Source organism: Paenibacillus albidus (assembly GCF_014644435.1).
Lineage (GTDB): Bacteria > Bacillota > Bacilli > Paenibacillales > Paenibacillaceae > Paenibacillus_AQ > Paenibacillus_AQ albidus.
This window is the reverse complement of sequence record NZ_BMKR01000004.1, coordinates 190,358-211,228: the sequence shown is the minus strand read 5'-3', so window position 1 is coordinate 211,228 and position 20,871 is coordinate 190,358. Positions and strand designations below refer to the sequence as shown.

General features: G+C 53.0%; 14 protein-coding genes and 1 pseudogene. 2 read left to right on the top strand and 13 right to left on the bottom strand.

Going from position 1 to position 20,871, the window contains the following annotated elements; all coding sequences use genetic code 11:
- Positions 1–22: 22 nt before the first annotated feature.
- The 6 genes from IEY53_RS06045 to IEY53_RS06020 all read right to left on the bottom strand — a co-directional run bounded on the left by IEY53_RS06045 (position 23) and on the right by IEY53_RS06020 (position 9,326).
- Positions 23–2,317, bottom strand: coding sequence for an AraC family transcriptional regulator (locus tag IEY53_RS06045; protein WP_189022970.1), 2,295 nt, complete (start codon positions 2,315–2,317; stop codon positions 23–25).
- An 89-nt stretch (positions 2,318–2,406) separates the two neighbouring features.
- Complete coding sequence (locus IEY53_RS06040) at positions 2,407–4,632, bottom strand: glycoside hydrolase family 88/105 protein (protein WP_189022968.1); 2,226 nt, start codon at positions 4,630–4,632, stop codon at positions 2,407–2,409.
- Positions 4,633–4,634: 2 nt separating this feature from the next.
- The gene (locus tag IEY53_RS06035) at positions 4,635–5,960 is read right to left on the bottom strand and encodes a Gfo/Idh/MocA family protein (protein WP_189022966.1); all 1,326 of its coding nucleotides are present in this window, start codon (positions 5,958–5,960) and stop codon (positions 4,635–4,637) included.
- Positions 5,957–7,498 (bottom strand): extracellular solute-binding protein, encoded by a 1,542-nt coding sequence (locus IEY53_RS06030; protein WP_189022964.1) that lies wholly within the window; start codon positions 7,496–7,498, stop codon positions 5,957–5,959. Before IEY53_RS06030 ends, IEY53_RS06035 begins: the two co-directional genes overlap by 4 nt.
- A gap of 23 nt (positions 7,499–7,521) precedes the next feature.
- Positions 7,522–8,391, bottom strand: coding sequence for a carbohydrate ABC transporter permease (locus IEY53_RS06025; RefSeq protein WP_189022962.1), 870 nt, complete (start codon positions 8,389–8,391; stop codon positions 7,522–7,524).
- On the bottom strand, positions 8,391–9,326 hold the full coding sequence (locus tag IEY53_RS06020) for an ABC transporter permease (RefSeq protein WP_189023167.1): 936 nt from the start codon (positions 9,324–9,326) through the stop codon (positions 8,391–8,393). Before IEY53_RS06020 ends, IEY53_RS06025 begins: the two co-directional genes overlap by 1 nt.
- A gap of 297 nt (positions 9,327–9,623) precedes the next feature.
- Between IEY53_RS06020 and IEY53_RS06015 the strand changes: the two genes are divergently transcribed.
- Positions 9,624–10,358: an AzlC family ABC transporter permease gene (locus IEY53_RS06015; protein WP_189022960.1), complete on the top strand. Its 735-nt coding sequence runs from the start codon at positions 9,624–9,626 to the stop codon at positions 10,356–10,358.
- Positions 10,349–10,675, top strand: a complete 327-nt coding sequence (locus IEY53_RS06010) for an AzlD domain-containing protein (RefSeq protein ID WP_189022958.1) — start codon at positions 10,349–10,351, stop codon at positions 10,673–10,675. The genes IEY53_RS06015 and IEY53_RS06010 overlap by 10 nt, the downstream gene beginning before the upstream one ends.
- Before the next feature lie 607 nt (positions 10,676–11,282).
- Here IEY53_RS06010 and IEY53_RS06005 read toward each other — a convergent pair.
- From IEY53_RS06005 to IEY53_RS05975, 7 genes and pseudogenes are all read right to left on the bottom strand, one after another.
- A complete protein-coding gene (locus IEY53_RS06005) occupies positions 11,283–12,617 on the bottom strand; it encodes a DUF4129 domain-containing protein (RefSeq protein ID WP_189022956.1) in 1,335 nt (444 codons plus the stop codon).
- Positions 12,614–13,702, bottom strand: a complete 1,089-nt coding sequence (locus tag IEY53_RS06000; protein ID WP_189022954.1) for a DUF58 domain-containing protein — start codon at positions 13,700–13,702, stop codon at positions 12,614–12,616. Before IEY53_RS06000 ends, IEY53_RS06005 begins: the two co-directional genes overlap by 4 nt.
- A 3-nt stretch (positions 13,703–13,705) precedes the next feature.
- The gene (locus tag IEY53_RS05995) at positions 13,706–14,683 is read right to left on the bottom strand and encodes an AAA family ATPase (protein WP_189022952.1); all 978 of its coding nucleotides are present in this window, start codon (positions 14,681–14,683) and stop codon (positions 13,706–13,708) included.
- 178 nt (positions 14,684–14,861) lie between these two features.
- A complete protein-coding gene (locus tag IEY53_RS05990) occupies positions 14,862–15,854 on the bottom strand; it encodes an aldo/keto reductase (RefSeq protein ID WP_189022950.1) in 993 nt (330 codons plus the stop codon).
- Between the two features lie 135 nt (positions 15,855–15,989).
- The gene (locus IEY53_RS05985) at positions 15,990–17,360 is read right to left on the bottom strand and encodes a pectate lyase family protein (protein ID WP_373293814.1); all 1,371 of its coding nucleotides are present in this window, start codon (positions 17,358–17,360) and stop codon (positions 15,990–15,992) included.
- A 105-nt stretch (positions 17,361–17,465) separates the two neighbouring features.
- A pseudogene (locus tag IEY53_RS05980) lies at positions 17,466–18,629 on the bottom strand (right-handed parallel beta-helix repeat-containing protein); the annotation flags it as partial.
- A 1,059-nt stretch (positions 18,630–19,688) separates the two neighbouring features.
- A complete protein-coding gene (locus IEY53_RS05975) occupies positions 19,689–20,765 on the bottom strand; it encodes a helix-turn-helix transcriptional regulator (protein ID WP_189022946.1) in 1,077 nt (358 codons plus the stop codon).
- Positions 20,766–20,871: the final 106 nt, after the last annotated feature.

The window sequence follows — 20,871 nt, the reverse complement described above, 5'->3', positions numbered from 1 at the left end:
CTCATTAAGCGGGCAGGGGATCTTAGGAACCCAGCAGAGAATCTCTGCGGCTGCGCATCATCTCCCTGTATTTGCCCGGCGTAATATCCTTGTATTTGCGGTACACGCGAATAAAGCTGTTCTCATGCTGGTAGCCCACCATGGAGGCGATTTCGGAAATCCTGTAATCCGTATCGAGCAGCAGCTCGCAGGCCCGTTCCATCCGCAGCTTCGTGAAATATCCGTGAAGGGTATCGTTCATTTCCTGCCTGAACAGCTGGCTGGCCAGACTGGTGCCGATGCCGGCATGTTCGGCAATCTCCTGAATGCCTACATTGTCCTCCAGATGGCCGTTCATAAATGCAATCATCTGCTGGCACAGAATGAAATCCTTACTGAGCAGCAGACTGCCGAACCATTCGGCCAATGCTTCTGCCTGCCGCCGCAGCAGAGTCCAGGCCGCCTCCAGATGCATTGTCCGCAAACCGGACACCTCGATTCCGCAGCCTTCTGTCTCACGGTTCAGACGGATGCGTTCCAGCGTTTCTGCAACAGACGTAAGAAACGCCAGCGCCGAGGAAGGGTGCCACTGCTCGCCCTTAATGCGACTGATCATTTTATCCAGCACTTTCAGGGCCTCTTCTCCCCTGCCGGCTTCGATGGTTTCAGTTAGCTTGGCAATGATTTCATGTTCTCCAGCAGCGCTCTCCGGCAGCTGATTGCCGGAAATATCTTCAAACGGAATCACGCGTTCATATCCGCGGTACAATCTGTAGTCAAGTGCGCTCTCCGCTTCATGCATCGCCTGCTGAAGACGCGTGAACCCGTCATGATATCCACTGAGGCCGGCCGAGACCTGGAACTTGAGCAGCCGGGGGATCATCGTAAGCGCTTCTCCGATGGCCCCCGCTGCCCTGATGTCCCTGCCCGCCGCAAGCGGCTGCAGCATGACCAGCATCCGGTCTCTGCCCAGATCAGAAGACAGCATCCGCCACTGTCCGGACAGCAGCTCAGCAATGATATTAGCGATGGCAAATTTCAGCAGTGATTGATCCGACTTCTTGAAGCGTTCGCACCAGGCGTGATAATCGTCGATGGATAACATGGCGACCGCCAGCGGCTCATCATTCCAATCTTTGAAGTAACGGCTCCACTTCTCGCCGATTTCCCGGTTACCTGTCATATTGCCGGTATAAATATCCGTCAGAAATTTGGAGGAGGCTTCCGGAAGGGTCTGCCGCAGATTAATGGCTTGCTGGGCATGATCCGTAAGCAGCTGGCCCGTTATTTTCTCCAGATCAATCAGTTCGGGGCTGATCCGCTCCCGGTCATAACCGCTGAGCAGCTGCCTCATCCGTCTTACGGGTCTGAAGGCGGCGGCATTATAGAAAGTGATTGTGGCCGCCCCGGCCACAAGAGCCATCAAAGATACCACGAAGACGATATCGCGGATCTTCTGGGCATTGGCCAGCAGACTGTCCTGCGATATCACTGACAGGTAACGCCAGCCGGTGTACGGCGAAATGATCTGTGAAGCCAGCAGAAGTTTGCCTTCGTGCTTGAATTCACCAAGCTTTTCACCTTCCAGCCGGGTCAGCACCTGACCAACCGCCTCCTCTCCGACGGCATAATTGCCGAGATCATACAACGGCTGGTTGTCGGTATCGAGAATGAAACGGTGGCTGTCGAGGTGGGAGACGGAGGAGAGCAGCATATGCTCAAACATTTGCTCCGTCTTGAAATTCACCGCGATCATCCCCTTCAGCTGCCCGGCTAGCATAATCTTCCGGTAAAGTGTAATTTGCGACACGGATTTCCCTGAACCTGCGGGGATCTCCCGCTGCTTGACCAGCATGGGCCGGTCCTGAAGTTCAGCAGCCACCCCCACCCAATCCGAATCGGGAAAATTGGCCTTGCTGGAGCTGTACCCTTGAGGAAAAGCAACCATGCTCTCCCGCTCCATATCATAGATGTAAGCGCTCTTAATAAAAGGTGTACTGCTGATTAAAGTTTCCAGAAACTGCAGCAGCTCCGTGATGTTGCGGTAAGAGCCCTGGACTTCATTCGTCAGAAATTTATACACGTTGCTGTTCAGTGCGATTTTTACCGCGATCTGGTCGCTTTCCCGGATAACCTCATCAATGTCATTCATGCTGATGCGCAGCATCTGGTGCTGCGGTTCACTAAGCTCCTGCTGCAATACCGATTTGGAGGAGTAATACGTGGTCATACCGACCGCGATAATAATCATAAAGACGGCAATGGTCAGGATCAGCAGCAGCCGGGTCTGGGTATTGGTGAAATTGAATTTCAGCCACTTTAAAAAGGAAAGGGTCACAGTTATCTCCCACCTTATGTGCAATATACCGCCATTATACAGTGCCCGCTTGCCCAATACGACCCGGCCCTGCAGCCTATTTTGTCTCCTTAAGGGGTCCGGCTCCCCGGTTTGGCCGCAGTCCCGACTCTTTCCGCTGCCGGAGCGTGCACCTGCCAATCCTGCATGGACATGGCTTCAAGTCCGGCCAAAAGCACAATACCGATCCCATGTGTATCGTTCAGATTCCAGCTCAGCTCATGTTTGTAATATTGATTGGAGAAAGCGTAGCTGGAGCCCCGGCATACCCCGTATACATTTCCCTGTTTGTCGATCGACCGCCGGGTAAGTCCCTTCCAGCCCCGCAGAACAGCTTGGGAATAGGGCTCCGGGTCCAAAAGCCAGCCCAGACGTACCCCCCGGGCGAACGAATAGATGAACATTGAGGTACAGGAAGTTTCTTCATACGACTCGGGATCTGTCAGCACCTGATGCCATAATCCGTTCCTGCCCTGCAGTCCCAAATATCCTGCGCACAATTCCCAGTAGAACTGAAGGAGAGCTGTGAAGGAAGGATGCTCATGAGGCAAGACCGTCAGCAGCTCGGACAAGGAGAACAGCACCCAGCCGTTGCCTCTGCCCCATGGGGTAAGTGTGGGCTGGCCCCGTTCCACATCAAACACGTGAGACATGATTTGCCGCTCAGGAATATAGAGGTATTTTTTATACAAAAGCACCTGTCTTGCCGCTTCATCCAGCGCCTTTCCGTCACCCGACCAATGCGCATATCTGCACAGAAAAGGGATGCTCATGTACAGATCATCACACCACATGGTATTATCCATGGTTCTTGAGACACCAACCTTGCGGTATAAAGTGCCATCTTCCAGACGGTCCTGCCGATGCAAAATATAGTCCGCGATATGAGCTGCAGTCAACGCGGCACCTTCCAGCTTGCGCTCCTGCCCGGCCAGCAGCATGGTGGCTCCAAAAGATCCGCAGTCATCCAGGCTGTCGATATGCGAGAGCTGATTATTGAGGCCCGCAGCGCCGTAACGGGCTCTGTCCCATAAGGAATAGCTGAAACGTGAAGAGGCAAATTCGATATGGTCCAGCACGTAGTCGCGGATATCCGGCCGGTGCCCCGCTTTTCCGAGCTGAAGCAGGCCATATAAGGTGACTCCAAGCGGATAGTTCCATCTGCCGAACCATTCATTCTCCAGGAACGGACGCACCTCTCCGTCCTGCAGCTCCGTCCGCCAGTACACTTCTTCATCCGTTCCGCTGCGGACCGTTTGCTTCATGGTCTGGCAGGCAGCCAGGTCAATTTCCTGCCCGGCCTGAAAGGGACCCAGGTACAGCCATTTTCCGCTGTAGCCTTTTACATCCTGGGCTGGAGTCAATAGCGCAAGCGAAGCCGGGTCCAGCCGGAAACCCCAAGCCTGCTCACCGCAGAGACAATTTGCAGTCAGGTTATGGCTGGCAGGGGATAGCTGCAGCTCGAAGCGGAAGGTTCCCGCCCGTTCCTGCCGGAAGACCAGTTGCCCGTCAACCGAGAATTCCACCGGACTGAAGGCTTCACCGGAGATCATCACAGGCTCCCGGCCGCAGTACGTGCCGTTGATCTTCGTCCACGCATAGGCAGACATTCCGCTTGACAGGCCATACATCCTTGCCAGCTGTCCCTTTGGCGGTGCAGCTCCAGACTCTTCCTGCCGGGGCAGCCATCTCACCCCGGTAACCTCCTCCCTTAGGGGACCTGCCGGAATCTTTAACAGCGGGGCATCAAGCGGCTCCGTATAGAGCCAGCCTTCCTCCCCCTCCCGCTCCAGAGAAGGCACAATGAAGTGCAGGGGTTTGTTCTTCCTGGAGCCGGTGCCGAACAGGCCGCCGCTTCCATGCTGTCCACAGCTGAATTCCAGCACGAAATCATTCCAGCCTTTAAGCAGCCGGAGTTTCAGCTTCAGCAGAGGGAGCGCTGGATATTCTTCATCAATTGCGGAGCCATAGGCAGCAATTCCATTATGGTAAATCCTGAGCGGGCCGAAGCAGGTCACATGAAAAATGAAGTCATGCTCGCTGTCGCTCCAGAGCTTTGCCCAGGCATACACCTTTTGTTCCTGCCGCATGCCGGGGAACAGTTCTCCCACCGGAAAGCAGTAGCGGTGGTCATCCGTCTTGCGCACAGGTCCTGGCCTGGTTACCCTGTAGACCGGAGGGTGCGGCGGATTGGCCCCGATGTATCTTGCCGCAATGGTCATCAGGGTGTGCATTACGTCCTCACCGCTCTGGTAGGCGATGCTCTCTTCCGGCTCGAAATATCCGTGTCTGCTCATGTTCACTGCTCCCTCACTTTCTGGGCCGGCACTGTACTTCCCCAGCCGTCAAGCACTTCGTCTATGGCAATGGGCCGGTGTTCTTCCACGGAACGCCATACCGCCTCCCCGGCGGCAACGGAATAAGCGCCGTCTGCGGCCCCCGATAGAATCCGGTAGGGCCGGTTCCGGTCCTCGCCCAGAAAAATATCCTCAAGCAGCAGCGGGTCTCCCCCGCCATGCCCCCCTTCACGGTGTACGACATGGATGGTCTCCTTCGATCCGAACAGCGGAAAGAAGTCAATGGTCTGGACCGGTGTGGGAAAAGGCGTGCGGGCGGGCATATGGTATTCCAGTGTCTCCAGCCTGCCCCGTGTGCCGTTTACCGCCAGCCGGTAACCTTCATAAGGAAGAGAGAAATTGACCGAATAACTCATCAGCGCTCCCCCGTTATATTTCACAGCTGCCGTATACGTATCTTCAATCTCGATAGTGGAATCAAAAATGCATTGGTCCGGACGGTATGACGTGTACGGGAAATCCTTAGGGTCTGCGCCGAGCAGGTTCAGGTGGTCATCCGGCACCCGGACCTGGCGGCTGCGCGGCGTCCAGCGGGAATAATAGGCGCAGTCTTCCGAGACTCTGCACGTACGGCAGTGTCTTCCATCTTCCCGTGCCGGGTTCCATTCACCTTCAGCACCGTAATAGTTCAGGGCTCCGTAGGCAAAGACCTCCACCGGCTTCTGATTGATCCACCACTGGACCAGATCAAAATGATGGGTGCTTTTATGGACAGACAGCCCGCCCGAGAAGGCCCGTTCCCGGTTCCAGCGTTTAAAGTAGCTGGAGCCGTGATGGGTGTCGATATACCAGTTAAGGTCTATGGAGGTGATGCGGCCTAACCTGCCCTCCTGAATCATCTCCTTGATCCGCATGTGAATCGGCATATAGCGGTAGTTGAAGGTTACGGTCACCTTGCCCCGGCTCACTGCTTCCGCTTCCAGAATACGTCTGGCATCAGCCCCCGTAGTGGCCATAGGTTTCTCGGTGATCACGTCCAGATCACGCTCCAGCGCTGCTGTAATATAGCGCACATGGGTATCATCCCTGCCGGCGACGATGATGCAGTCCGGCTTCATCTCATCGACCATGACCCCGAAATCAGAAGCTCCATATACAGCAACCTCCGTATGCTGCGGGAACCGGGAGCGATAGGCCTCAAAACGTGCAGGGTCCGTATCCAGCAGGGCTACGACCTCCGAATTATGGGAGAACAGCTCATGGATCGGTTTGGCGAATTGGCCCAAAGCTCTGCCGCTGACACCGCAGATGGCATATCTTTTTCTCATTTTTTCACCTTCTCATACCATTCCTGCACCCGCCGGGTTACCGCTTCGCCCCCGGAAGCATTCCATTTCTTCACGTATTCATCATAAGCCTCCAGCGGCAGCTCGCCGATGACAATCTTGGTCAATACCTCCTGGAACAGCTTGTGGGACTGGATATCGGGATAACCTTCATATACGGAAGCCGGAAGACCGTCACCGGCAATTTGCCGGGCATCGGCGGTGCTCACTTTGAACATGTCTTTGACCATTTGCTGCTGGTCCGCTGGATACGTCTCTTCAATCCGCTTGTTCATGTCGTCTGCGGTGGTCAAATTCTTCATCCCAAGTGCAAGCGGTTTGTTGTCGGCAGGCGGGATAATTACTTTGCGCCCGTCCTTGACTTCATGCTGCTCCCCTTCAAGCCCGAAGCGGACAAATTCATCATTCTCGGAATTATAGAAGAAATCCAGCAGTTTCAGGGCATTCGGAGCATTCTCCTGCTTGGCGGCCGGAATCATCCATTCCGGTTCGCCCATGCTCTTCTGGGTTACGAAGGCTTCAAAACCCTCGGCTTTGGGCAGCGGCATCGCCGCAATATAAGCATCCGGAGCCTGGGTCAGCATCGCATTGTACCGGTCACGCACATTCGCCGGCAAATGGTACCAGCTGCCCACAAGGTTATTGTTGATTTTGGCCTGCCAGACTTCCCCTTTGTTCAGGAACGTTTCGTTGTCCAGCAGCTTTTCTTCATAAAGCATGCGGATGAACTTGATGGCTTCCCGCATATTATCGGTAGTCCCTGCATATTGGATTTTCCCATCGTATTCATCCCATTCGGGATACCCTTCCCACATCGCCACCCCGTAAATAGCGAACAGATGGTCCATCCATCGGCCGAATTCCCTTCCGCTTGTCGGCAGCTCATCCGCTTTGCCGTTGCCGTTCGGGTCCTTGTCGCGGAAGGCTTTGAGCAGTTCGACATATTCAGCTTCGGTCTTTGGCATCTCCAGGCCAACCTTATCCAGCCAATCCTTGCGGATCAAGGGGGCGCGTTCCGGCACCAGGAACACCTTGGGCACATAATAGATTTTGCCGTCAGGGGAAGCGGAGCGGACGATGTCCCAAGCTTCCTGGGGAATGCTCTCCCAGACATGCGGGGCATATTCAGGCAGCAGTTCATCCAGCGGCAGCGCTCCCCCCTGCTGGATCAGCGTCTGCTCGACGCCTCCGATCGGACGCAGGATATCCGGCAGCTCATCCGAGGCGATCATCAGGTTCAAATATTCGGAAGGCTCCGAGCCGGGAGGTGTGGTAATCAGCTCATACTGAACCCCTGTTTGTTCCGCGATGTATTTCACATGCGGATCATCGGCAGCCGGCAAGCTGCCGATGCCCATATGGCTTTTGAATACTTTGACTTTGACAGCTCCAGAGTTCCCTTTACCGGCTGTACCTTCATTGCTTCCGGCGTTCGGGGTGCTTGCGCCGCAGCCGGCCACCAGCAGCACGGCAAGACTGAGGAGTAGCGGTACAATCTTTTGGGTCAATTGTCTTCTCATGGAATCATCCCCTTGGTAATGTATTATTCTTTCAGCGACCCCAGCAGGGAACCCTTCACAAAATATTTCTGTAAATAAGGATACACCAAAATGATGGGAACGCTTGCAAAAAGAATCGTCGCCGCCTTTAACGTGGTTGTGTTGAAGTTATAATCGCCGAGGAACATGTTCACCTGAGCCAGTTCCTCCGGGCTGGTTAGATAGGCCCGCAGCTTCATCTGCAGCGGCCACAGCCCGGGATCACGGAGGAAAAGTACCGCCCGCTGGAACGTGTTCCAGTACCCTACGGCATAGAACAGGCTGACCGTGGCCAGCACCGGCTTGGAGAGCGGCAGATAGATCTGGAACAGAATCCGGAAATCATGGCAGCCGTCAATCCGGGCGGTATCATCCAGCTCCTTCGGCAAGCTCATAAAGAAGGTGCGCAGGATAACCATATTGAATGTGCCGATGACGCCGGGAATGAGCAAGGACCATAGCGAATTCATCAGCCCCAGCTCCCTTACCGTCAGGAAGAACGGGATCATCGGCGCATTGAATATCATCGTGATGACGATGCCCAGCATCACTTGCTTACGGAGGAGGAACTCCCGGCGCGACAGCGGAAAAGCGGTCAGCACTGAAAACAGCATACTCAGCGCTGTACCCGCTACCGTTATGAACACGGTTACACCAAAAGATTGCCATAACCCCGAGCTTTGCAAAATATGTTTCCAGGAAGCGAATGTAAAGCCGACCGGCCACAGGAAAACTTCCTTGGAGTCTGCCGCAACCGGAGAGCTTAGGGAAACCGCCAGCAGATGCAGCAGCGGCAGGATCATGGTAAAGGCAGCAGCCGTCAGGAAGACATAGTTGGCTATTTGAAAACACTTTTCCCCAAAGGTCTGCTTCATTACCACAACCCCTCTCCGGTTTTTTTGGCCAGCCGGTTGAAGATCCAGAGCAGAATGAAGCCGATGATGGACTGAAACAGTCCGATGGCCGTCGTTACACTGTATTGCCCCTGCAGTACACCCGAGCGGTATACATAAGTCTCGATAATATCCCCTACCGAATAGGTCATCGGTGTCAGCAGGTTATAGACCTGATCGAAGCCCAGCTCCAGGAAATTTCCGATATTCAGCAGGAACAGGATAAGGATGGTCGGGAACAACGCGGGTAGAGTAATATAAATCGTCTGTTTCCACCGGTTGGCTCCGTCCATCACGGCCGCTTCATATTGGGTCGGATCAATGCCGCTGATCGCAGCGAGGTAGATAATGGTTCCCCATCCTACCTCTTTCCATATGGAGGACAGAACGACAATGGGCCGGAAATACTGCTCCTGCTGCATATACAGAATCGGCTCGAAGCCGAACCAGCCACGGACAGCGTTTACAAATCCACCCGAGGCCAGCACTTCAAAGACGATCCCCCCGACGACCACCCAGGAGAGGAAATGAGGCAGATAGAACAAACTCTGCAAAAAGCGTTTCGCCAGCATTTTCCTCACTTCATTGAACATCAGCGCCAGCAGGATTGGAGCAGGGAAACCGATCACCAGCTTGTAAAAGGCAATCAGCGCCGTATTCCGGAGAACATGATAGAAATCCTGGTACGTAAAAATAAACTTGAAATTGTCCAGGCCCACCCATGGGCTATTCCAAATTCCTTTCATAATTTGAAAGTTCTGAAAAGCGATCACGCTTCCTCCCAGCGGAATGTACTTGAAAATAATATAGAACAAAATACCGGGCAGGATCATGACATAAAGCATCCAGTGTTTCCTGATGTTCCGCAAATAGCTTGGTTTGACGGGTTTATTGACTGTAACTCCGGGATGCAGCATTGATGTTTCCGACAGCTCAGCCATACGATCTTGGGCCCCCTTTAGCAAATGATGGTGTGAATGACGAGCAGGCTCCTCTCTTCACATGTTAAGGGGACCTTGGCGCGGACAACAATCATGCAATCAGCCATGGGATGAACCAATCGCTTCAGAAACAGTGCCCCGCAGGATCGGTTCATTCGCTGGAGAATTGGTTGGTACTAAATACAAGAGGGGCCTGAAGCAAGCTGGGGAATTGACAGTGTTGAAAATTGCTCTTATAGTATTTGTTTTATGCTTAAAAGGAGGGAGTTTTTAATGAAACTGGAGACGGCCGGGCTGGAACCGCATGCGGCCCCGCAGAATGAGGACAGCTTCCTAAAGGGAGTGAAAGATTGCCTGCCCACGCTATTGGGATATTTAAGCATTGGCTTTGCTGCCGGGGTCGTCGAAAAAACCGCCGGGCTTACAATAGCCGAAATTGCCATGATGTCGATTATTCTATATGCCGGCTCTGCCCAGTTCATCGCTTCGGGGATGATTGCAGCCGGTAGCAGTGCTGCAAGCATTGTAATTACCATATTGTTCGTGAATCTGCGTCATTTGCTGCTTAGCGCTGCCTTATCGCCTTATTTCCGGCATCTCACGCCCTTGCGCAATATGCTGGTCGGTTCTCTGCTCACGGACGAGACCTTTGGTGTGGCGATTCACAAAAGTGCCAGTCGCAGGAACATCAGTGAGAAATGGATGCATGGCTTGAACATAGCTGCTTACCTGAATTGGATCATCGCCAATTTAGCGGGGGCGTTTCTGGGCCAATGGATTACGAGCCCGGAGCGCTTCGGTCTGGATTTTGCCCTGCCTGCAATGTTCATTGGCCTATTGGTAATGGCCGTACAGAGCCGCAAAAAATATGCCATTGATATTGCCGTAGGTCTAATTGCTGTGCTGATTGCGGTGGGGGTCTCGTTATTATGGTCGCCCAGCATGGGTGTAATCACGGCTACACTTGTGGCAGCGACCTGCGGAATGGGGATTGAAAAATGGAAATAAGAATGGATATTTTTTTGATTATTGCGGGGGCTGCCCTGGTTACGTTCGTTCCAAGGGTTCTTCCGCTCATGCTGCTCAGCCGGATCAATCTTCCCGACTGGGGCATGCGCTGGTTAAATTATGTCCCCATCGCCGTCATGTCCGCTCTGATTGCAGAGGAGCTGTTCATCCAGGATGGGGAGTTATCACTGCTGGCCAGCAATATGGAGTGGATTGCCGCCTTGCCTACCTTCTGGGTGGCTATCCGGACACGTAGTCTGCTTGGATCTGTAATAGCCGGAATACTCTCATTAATGCTTCTGCGGTTTTTCTTCTGAGCTATTATGGATCCTATATTCCTGATAACCTGTTGCCCCTCAAGTAGCAGAGCTGCCAGGAACTGAAATATGCTCCACCAGTTGTCCCCTATTTCCACGGTTTCTTCAACACCCGACACTCGGGTACGTTCGGGCAAATCTGATCACATCGCTCAATAAGGCTTCATGGTCGCCTGGCCTGGATGAACTGGTCCGGTAATCCTTTCAGGTTCGAATGCAGTAGTGTCAGCAATGCAGGCATTTGCCTTCCATTCCGGCTGAATCCCCGGAATGGTTGAATTCAAAGGCATTTATGCCTTCCATTCCGGCTAATTCACCCGAATGGCTGAATTCAAAGGCATTTATGCCTTCCGTTCCGGCTAATTCACCCGAATGGCTGAATTCAAAGGCATTTATGCCTTCCGTTCCGGCTAATTCACCGGAATGGCTGAATTCAAAGGCATACCCCCTCAGCCGTACTTCGCCATTTCCGACCGGATCTCCACGGGTTTACCTTTGTGGCATGCCGATATCTGTCCTCATAACCAATACCTCCTACAGATTTTATAGACTTATCTTACAATCTGTAGTTAAGTACAGAGTCATGGACGGTGAACCTTTCCTCCATTTATAACTTTAGTTCTGCTTTGAGCGCAGCCACTTCAGCATCCGTAGGCTCCTGATCCCCGTATCTGGCTTGTTCATACAGTTCAATCAGCTTTTGGGAGCTTGGGTCATTGATTCCCCGCTTTTGCGCCTGCTTGTCATTCCGGGCAGTCCAGTCCAAGACATCTTTTGCTGTCTCTTGAGGCGTCAGGAACCTCTTAATTTCATAGCCCTTGCCCCGCTTGGCTGCGAGCCACTCACGGTACATCCACCGGGCTCGTTCCCGGTTGCTTCCTGTCTGATCCCAGCGGTCCCGGCGGGAGCCTATCGTCAGGCTTCTGTTCAGAAAGTCTTTCATTCCCCGAACGGCCTGCTCCCAGGTAAAAACGTTTCTCTCCTCATCCCGATAAGCGGCAGGTTCTGTCTGCGGCTGTTCTCTGCGCAGCATAGCCAGCAGTGCAGCTATCACCCTGTGCCAGATCCCGCCTGTGTTTCTATAGAGCCAGCGAAGCCCGTAATAGACCAAGAATCCAATGACCAATGAAGCCAACAGGTAAAAGGAAAGATCCAGCAGCTTGGCCAAAAGCCCCGGTGGAGTTGCTTCCGCCGCCGGTAACACCGGGGCCGCCGGAGGTGGGGCTTGACTCTGGACCGGTGTTTCTTCGCTGCCCGAGAACAATTGGAGGAACCAGCCAATCAATGCTCTTGCCGCATTCCACGCGAGAGCCCCCAGCCATTTCCCGGCACCTGCAGCCAATACCGCAGCAGCCAGAATGAACCCGGCTACGAACCACCGGTTATGCCTGCGCAGTCCTGTAGGCAAAGGAGCTTCATCTCCTGCAAATGAGCTGTAACGCAGATGCTGGCTGTTAGTTGACAGAAGAATCACGATCAGGCAGATGCTGCCGCTCCAGGTCAGTACAGGGACGCTGGACTGCAAGTCCGGCAGTTGTCCAAAGGTGAGGACCGCAACAAAATAAAGGGCAATTCCTGACCAATAGGTTGTTGTATTGCTGCTGCGCGATGGCGCGGTCATCCCGAGAAACGCACATAACCCTCCTGACGCAATACAAATAAAGCTGTCCCTGGACTCAAAACCGCCGGCCAGGAATCCAAAAGCAAAACCGATTCCCAGGGCGCAAACCAGCTGCTTCCACCGCACATTGCAGAGTGTACTGAGCAGGACGCCTGCCAGGGAGAGGAGCGGCAGGAGATAGATCCACAACGTGCCCGGCTGCCCGGTTAACGCGTAGACTTGAACCAGAATCCATAACGGCAAGGACAATAGAAGCTCCAGGAAACATCGCCCCCACAGCCTTAGAGTCCCGCGGATTCTGGAAGGAGGAAACAAAGTCATGCGCCTTCCCTCCCTTGCTCCGGAATAACCAGCCATTCGACGCCGTGACCAAGTGCCTGAAGCTGCTGCGCAGCAGCTTCAAGACCAGCTCCCTGATGGCAGGAAATAATCAGGAAATCGCTACTTGCCGCAGTACTTTCAGCCTGCAGCTCCAGCAGCCGGTTCATCGGCACTGTCCGGTCCAGGGTCAGCCTGGCCAACAGCTCCAGAAAGTCCTCCAGCTGTGCCATGGACTCAGTGGTTACAGGCGTTTTGGCACCGTCCCCGCCCAGGCTTCCATTACAAATGAACCCTGTTTCGATCCCATGAAGGAGGGCATACTCCGCTACGGTGGCTGCGTAGCGGATGCCCTGTTCAATCCGCTGTACATCGGTCACATTTCTCCACATGGACTCGCTGATTTCCACATTCAGACAGATCACAAGCCGGGTGTCTGCGCTGTAGTCTTTTTTATGAACCTGCATTACCCCGGTGCGGGCTGTTGCCTTCCAATTGATGAGTCCCATCGAATCGCCTGCACTGTATTCCCGGATTCCCGCCGTCAGGAACGGGTCTTCCACCATCCAGCGCTTCACCGGCAACTCTCCCAGCCAGCTGTGAACCGGCAGTGGCAGGTTGCCGATATCCAGCAGCCCCGGATACACGAGCAGCTCCAGCTGCAGCGGGAAAGTCTTCACTTTACGGGCCAGACCGAACAGATCCCCGGTTGTCATCGTTACCGACTCCAGGCGGTAGAATCCCCGCTTGTTGCAGCTTACAGAATGGCGCCGCTTGATGTGCCTGTACGGTTTCAGAAAAAACATGCTGACATGATTCTGATAAATCTCGCCCGTACTGATCCCGAGATTCTCCTGGATGCCGAACTCCAGCCCCCGGGCAATGCTCGATTCGAGCCGCAGCCAGGGCAGCGGCAGCAGCTTGGCATTCACGATCTCCTCAACCATCTCAAGGCGATCCCCTTCAAACACAGCCTGCTCGGAGAAATACCGCTTGTAGCTCACATGGCGCAACGCGCTGCGCTGATAAATGACGGTCAGCACCATAAGAAGAGCCAAGGTGCTGAGGATGAATCCAGGGAGAGTCATCACCTACTCCACCCTTCCGCCTCTTAAGGGCACAGCAGGTTCTGCAGGAACGTCCACTTCACGAAGCACTTGCTGCACAAGTTCGGCAGCCTGGCCTTCCCGGGATTTCAAGCCATGCTGCAGCAGCAGGCGGTGTGCCAGAACCGGAACAGCAACCGCTTTGATATCATCCGGAGTGACATAGGGGCGGCCCTGAATCAGCGCATAACCCTGGGCAGAGCGGAGCAGCGCCCCGCTGGCGCGGGGACTTGCGCCTAACTTCACGGTGGAAGAGTTGCGTGTAGCTTCGGTGATTCGGACAATGTAGCCCAGGAGCTCTTCGCTGACCCGTACGGCTGCCGCGAATCGCTGGGCTTCCACAATATGCCGGCCTGAAGCTACAGGACGGGCCTCCTCCAGCGGATTGCTCTCGCGAAAACGCTGAAGAATATGTACACCTTCCTCGAAGGTGGGGTAACCGGTGGTAATCCGCATCAGAAAGCGGTCCAACTGGGCTTCCGGGAGCGGGAAAGTGCCCTGATTATCAATCGGATTCTGGGTTGCAATGACCAGGAAGGGTGCTTCCAGACTGTGAGTCACTCCGTCAATGGTTATTTGCCGTTCCTCCATACACTCCAGGAGACTCGACTGGGTACGGGGCGTTGCACGGTTAATCTCGTCTGCGAGCAGAATACCCGTAAACAAAGGCCCTGGACGGAACTCAAATTCACCCAGCTTCTGATTATAAAAGTTGATTCCGCTTAAATCCGACGGCAGCAGATCCGGAGTGAACTGAATGCGTTTAAATGAACAGTCCAGCGAGCGGGCGAGCACTTTGGCCAGCAGGGTTTTGCCGGTACCCGGCACATCCTCCAGCAGGACATGCCCATTGGCCAGCAGGGCAGTCAGCAGCAGATCTACACCCTCTTCTTTACCTACAATGACGGTAGCCAGATTGGTTTTTAATGATTGGATAAGTTCTGTAACCTCTTGAAGATTCATGAAAATGAACACCTTCCTATCCTTGGAAAAGGAATATACTAGGATCATCATAACAGAAAGCGCCTCCATGGAGAAGAAATAGACTATTTTGGCTGGGCGACTTTCCTGAATCATGCGTCAAAAAACAGAGTGCCACAGCAGCCGTTTCTACGGCTTTCGAGGCACTCCCTGAAAATCATTATTTGAAATTATTCAAGCCGCCTGTGACCGGATGCGGAACATACAGCTCTTCCAGCCGGATAATTTCACTGTCGCTGAGCTTAAGATTAACGGCTGCCGCTGCGTCATCCAGATGATGCATTTGGGTCGCCCCGATGATCGGTGCGGTGACCGGCTTCTTTTGCAGAACCCAGGCCAAGGCAATCTGTGCCCGCGGCACTCCGCGTTCTTCAGCAATTTCTTTGACCCTAAGGGCAACCAGACGGTCTGCCTCATCTGTCCTGGAGTAGAGCTGTTTGGCAAATTCATCGGTGTCGGAACGGACACTCGAGACCTCCCAATCCCGTGTCAGACGTCCGCGGGCCAGCGGGCTCCACGGGATAACGCCAATCCCATTAACTTCACAGAGCGGCAGCATCTCACGTTCTTCTTCACGGTACAGCAGGTTAACGTAGTTCTGCATAGAGACGAATTTGGTCCAGTTATTGCGTTCAGCTACATGCAAGGCAGTCATGAACTGCCAGGCATACATGGAAGAAGCGCCGATATAGCGGGCTTTCCCTGCTTTTACCACATCATGAAGCGCCTCCAGCGTCTCTTCAATGGGAGTCTCGTGATCCCAGCGGTGAATCTGATAGAGATCCACATAATCCGTACCCAGCCGCTTCAGACTATGATCAATTTCGCTCATAATCACCTTGCGCGACAGCCCGCCGCCATTGGGTCCCGGACGCATCCGGCCATGAACCTTGGTGGCGATCACGACTTCATCGCGTGTGGTGAAATCCCTTAACGCCCGGCCGACGATTTCCTCGCTCGTTCCGTCCGAATAAATGTTGGCTGTATCAAAGAAGTTAATGCCCAGCTCCAGTGCTCTTTGAATAAAAGGGCGGCTCTCTTCTTCTCCCAGCGTCCACGCGTGAGCGCCGCGTTCGGGTATGCCGTAGCTCATGCAGCCCAGGCAAAGCCGTGACACCTCAAGGCCGGTTGATCCCAATTTTATGTACTCCATAAGACAATCTCCTCTCTTCCTGCAAAAATAAAGGGTATCCCTCAGCCATATTATAGCTTGCAGGACACCCTTCTACCAAATCTTTTCCATTGTAGAGGGTAAAGCTAGAATTCACTTAAATCCTACCGGATGAGTTCAGTATGTTGTTCTCAGCCAGTTCTCTTTGGCCCAGCTAAGCTTGCCGGCTCCCGCGCCTTCTGCTGCTGTCAAGCGGGTTAGCAGGGTGGACGGGTCATCCGGGGTATAGCTGTAAGGCAATGAAGAAATTCCCGTCCAGGAGAACGGAAGGATCGCCGCGGGCACAGGTGCAAGCGGACTGCCTGAGCTTTCGCTGTTTCCACGGAAGGCAGTTCCATCCAGCGAGTACATCGTGTCAACGGCTTTGATTTTACCGGTATAGCTTCCATCCGAAGGATCGGTCTGGTTGTTGCGGAGTGGATAGAACACATCAATAAGATGCGAGTTCTCCAGCATGACGGCCCCTCCTTCCGTGGCAATAGCCCCATTACTCGTTACACCAAAGTGATACCCTTTAGAGGCGATTGCCGTTTCCATGGCGGAGGTTAAGCGTTTTTTGGCTGCCCAGGAAGCCGAGTTATCCACCAGAATGTTGTATACATGTGCATTTCCCCCTCTTAACCGGGGCAAGCGGTCCTGAATATCAAGATAATAATTGTGGTGCAGGGTGATGGACAGCTTGGCATTGCTGGAATCAAAGGCATTCGAGCCTACCAGGTGACCTTTCTTTTGTGAGGCCGCTACCGCAATAATATCGTCTTTGCTGAGTCCTACAGCACTGCTGCGCAGATAAGCATACATGGGATAAGCGGATTTGTTGGCTTCCAGCGCGTTGATCTGCTGGGTTACCCAGCTGCCCGGACTCCCGTCATCCCCCTTGAAAGCCGACCAGGAGATGGTTACACCTGACGTTCCCTTTTTGGAATCCACCAATCCGTCATAGGCTTTGTTGAACGTACAGTGATCGATCCAGACATTGGCATCCTGCTCCAGGGTGACATAGTCCCAGTCATTTTTGTCATAGTCGCCTTTGCTCGCCTCGTCCCACTCCCATAATTCGTCAAATTCCAGATTGCGGATGATGACGTTGGAGCTGCGTTTGATGGTGAAGCCTGCATGTCTGAGCGTGGCACCATTCGCCGAAAAGATCGTGAGGCCGTCAAACCCGTCAATGTTGATCTTGCTCACTCCGGTCTGGAGAAGTACCGGATGGGTGAGCGGTGAATTGTTTTTGGCAAAGGGTGAAGTTTGGGCCGCTGCCGGAAGCTCATTCCAGCCGAGATCTAGATCGTTCATAATCTCAATGACCTTGTAGCCGGAATTTTTTTTGAGCGCAACCGCCAAATCCGCTGCTGTGTAGACTTTTTTGTATAGTGCCGTATTGGATTCTTCTATTATTCCCCCACCAGTATTGCCTGCCGAAAAGCCGCTTAGATTATAAACTTCCGATGAACCGGCTGCCCCCGCATTCCCCGGCAGAACTAGCATAAAGGCCAGCAGGATCGACAGACCCATTCCGGAAAGGCTCCTTAGCTGCCCACTTTTACGCAACATAATCATTCCTCCTTACACGATTGGTTGCTGCGGCCGCATTCACTGAAAGGTTGCTCCAATATTGGTACCATTCGGCGTGCCGCTGCCGATAAGATCACTGCCGCCGGCCAGCTTCAGGAAGTTGCCCAAGCTGATCGTTCCATTCGCGTTCCGGACTACGGAAGGGGTAAGACTGACGAAATCGCTGCTGCTGGCCACCAGGCCTTTGGCGTTGACGCTTTTGCCGCTTTTCCACCAGACGTTAGAGCTCTGGACATCCGTACCGCTGGTCTTATCGCTGGCTCCGCCCGCAAAGGATAAATTGCCCGTGAACAGGTGTGTACCCGTATCAAAAGCAAAATTGCTTTGTCCGTTGCTCCAGGAGGTATTGTTGCTTAATTGGATACTGCCCGGATTGCTGTTGTAGGTAAAACCGTGTTTTTTATTCTGGAAGGCGACACTGTTCTGCACAATGTGGTTGACGGCAATTTTTTCGCCGCCGAGCTTGAAGCCGTTCCCGTCACTGTTGCTTGTGGTATTGCCGTCCGATGTCTGTCCGTTTTTGTAAGCGATGCTGTTCTTGATCGTGACAACACCAATAGGCCCGGTCTCCGATTTGGTATAAAGATCCCAGCCGTCATCGGTGTTCCAGGCAGCAATACATTTGTCGAAAACATTGCCCGGTCCAATGGTCAGCTTGGCGGCAAACCCGTCGGCATCCTCCCCGTTGTCCGGGTCAAAATTGTCGTGGGAATAGACATTGATGATCTCGTTATAGCTCGGCCAATCACTCATATTGGACAGTGAGGAGGAATAACGGCTGATTTGCAGCCCGGAATCCCGGTTGTGGTGAACTTCTACATTCTCCACAATATTATAGTTGCCGCCAATGAAGATGCCGTTGTCGCCGGCTCCCTTCACTTCCAGCCCTTTTACATGCCAGTAGTGGCTAAAAATCTGCAAGCCCCGCTCGGTTGAACCAAAAGACTCGGCGCTGAAATCCAGAACCGGCTTTTCATTTCCATAGGCGGCTATACTTTTACGCTGGCCCGGGCTGCCGCTGTTATCACGTTCAACGGTTACCGGCGAAGAGAAACTATAATTCCCTCCGCGCATATAGATCGTGCCGCCGGGTGTTACTCTGGTGATGGCCGAGGATAAGGTTGTTGGACTGCCAAGGGTTCCTGCATTGCCGGCCGAACCCTCCGGTGAGACATAAAGTGCATTGCTCACTGGAGGTGAAGTAGGGACTGGAGTTGCAGTCGGCCCTGTTGTAGGTACAACTGTTGGACTTGGAGTTACGGTTGGGGCAGGGGTTGCTGTTGGTGCCGTTGTAGGGGTTGGAGCAGTTGTAGGCGCTACTGTTGGTGTTGGTGTTGGTGTGGTACCATCAGCGCCGTCTACAATCACATTATCGAATTTAGCCGCTGTTTTATAGGCAATGAGGCCAATACCGCCTGAAGTCAAAATGTTATCGTGTGCATTTAGTTGCAGCACACCATTCAAGTACATGTTAATACTGCTCCCGTTCATTTCAAGCTTTACCGTGTAGACCGTACCGGCAGTAATCGGAATATCTGTTTTGGAAGCCAGTGTAGTGCTGGAACCGCTTACCTTTTTGCGGATTTCAAGTGTTCCTCCATTGCTGTTGGAGATTGAAGCCGCATAATAATTGTTGCCGTCCACATATCTCCCGCTTACATAAGTGCGGTTGTTCCCATTGAAATCATCTATTTTGACATCAGCCTGCACACTGTAATCACTCCATGAACTGCTGCCCGCAGAGGTTCGCCCTTCCGTATTTCCAGATTGAGAATACACATACGAACCCCCGTCCTGCACCACATTCCATGTACCTGTTGTACTGCTCCAATTCCCGGCATTTCCACTCTCAAAATTATCGCTAAAAACATTGGCAGCCTGAGCTGTTGGCGTGTTCCACGCAGAGCCGGTCACTACAAGGGCAGTTGAAAGCGCAATCATAAATACATACGAAAATCTCGATTTAATTTTCACGTGAACATTTACCTCCGTGTTTTTTATTTTTAACCACTCTTCCGTACTGGGCATTCATTTGCGGGCTTTCGCGTTTCCTCCTCCCCTCCTGAGCAGATACAGGCCTACCAGGCAAGCGGTCACTTAGTTGAAGGAGCCTATCTATACTATAAGTAAATTTTTGTAATTGTACAGCTTTTTTATTCCATATGATTACAAATTAGTGAAATTGTATTCGACCATCGTTTGGATTCCCATACGACGACAACAATCCGGATTAGCTGCTATCTAATCCAGATTATATTGTGAGAATAACGTCCAGTTCAGCTCTCTGCGGCTGGTAACCCCCGTTTTGGCAAAAATCGATTTCAAATGATCCTGTACGGTGTAACGGGAAATGTGCAGGACTTCAGCAAGCTCCTTGGTGGATAAGCCCTTGGCAATATGCTCCACAATTTGCAGCTCCCTCACCGACAGTGCATAGGCTTCGGCAATAATCGGCAAAATATCGGAAGATTTGGCAGGCACAAATAACACTGCCAGCTGTGTAAGTCCAGCAGGTCCCTCCAGCAGACTGGCCATAATAGTCAAAAAGTTCCCCTGAGCGAGGCGCAGACTTATTTTGGCTCTGGAAGTTGCTGCGTTGCCGCTCTGTCTATCTGCAAGTGCCCGCGAGCAAACCGCTCTCACCGGGTTTGGAAGGGTATCATCGCCCAGTTGTTCCATTTCCCGGAGCCTTGACAGCCATTTACGGGCAACGGCATTAAAGGTTAAGGGAATTAATTGTTCAGACAGAACCATAATTCCATGCTCCTCTTCCTGCGCAGACCGTTTCACTGCCGCCAGCTGCAAGGTGTAACTGCGCAGCATTGCCCCAATCTCCGGTGTGACGGAAGCGACAAGCGCCCGTTCCTCTTCCTGAAACATAGCGGAATCCTGCGAACGGAACAAGGTGAGATATCCCCAGCAAGCCCCTTCGCTCTGCAGGGCCGCCCGCAGCTCATCTCCGAATCCGGCAGGCTGCAGTGCTTCACGGTAACGGCTGCTGCGTTCCAACTGTCCACCTGTTGCCGCGCTCAGCGTTGCCACCGGCACTCTGGCCTGTGCGAGTTCATCATATTTATTATAATCGTCCTGCAAATATTCATGCTCAAACAGCTTGCTGTGTATATTCTCGACTCCCTGCTCGGTAACCGCCCCCGTTGAGAGCAAGGTATACGGATCCACAACCGTACAGCAGGCCGCTGCAAAAGGAACGGCCTCGCGCAGCCTGGCAATTACCGTTTCTCTATATTTTTGGGAAGACATTTGCTCTGTGTTGTGCTTCTCTGACAGCCGTTTAATGGCTTTTATCCCTTCGTGCATCGCCGTTCCCCTTCTATAATCCCAGATATCTGGGATGGTGTATTTCATTCCTCTTCCCGATAATTGAGAATAGTTATTAGTTATAAAAAGATATTATATCATCCCG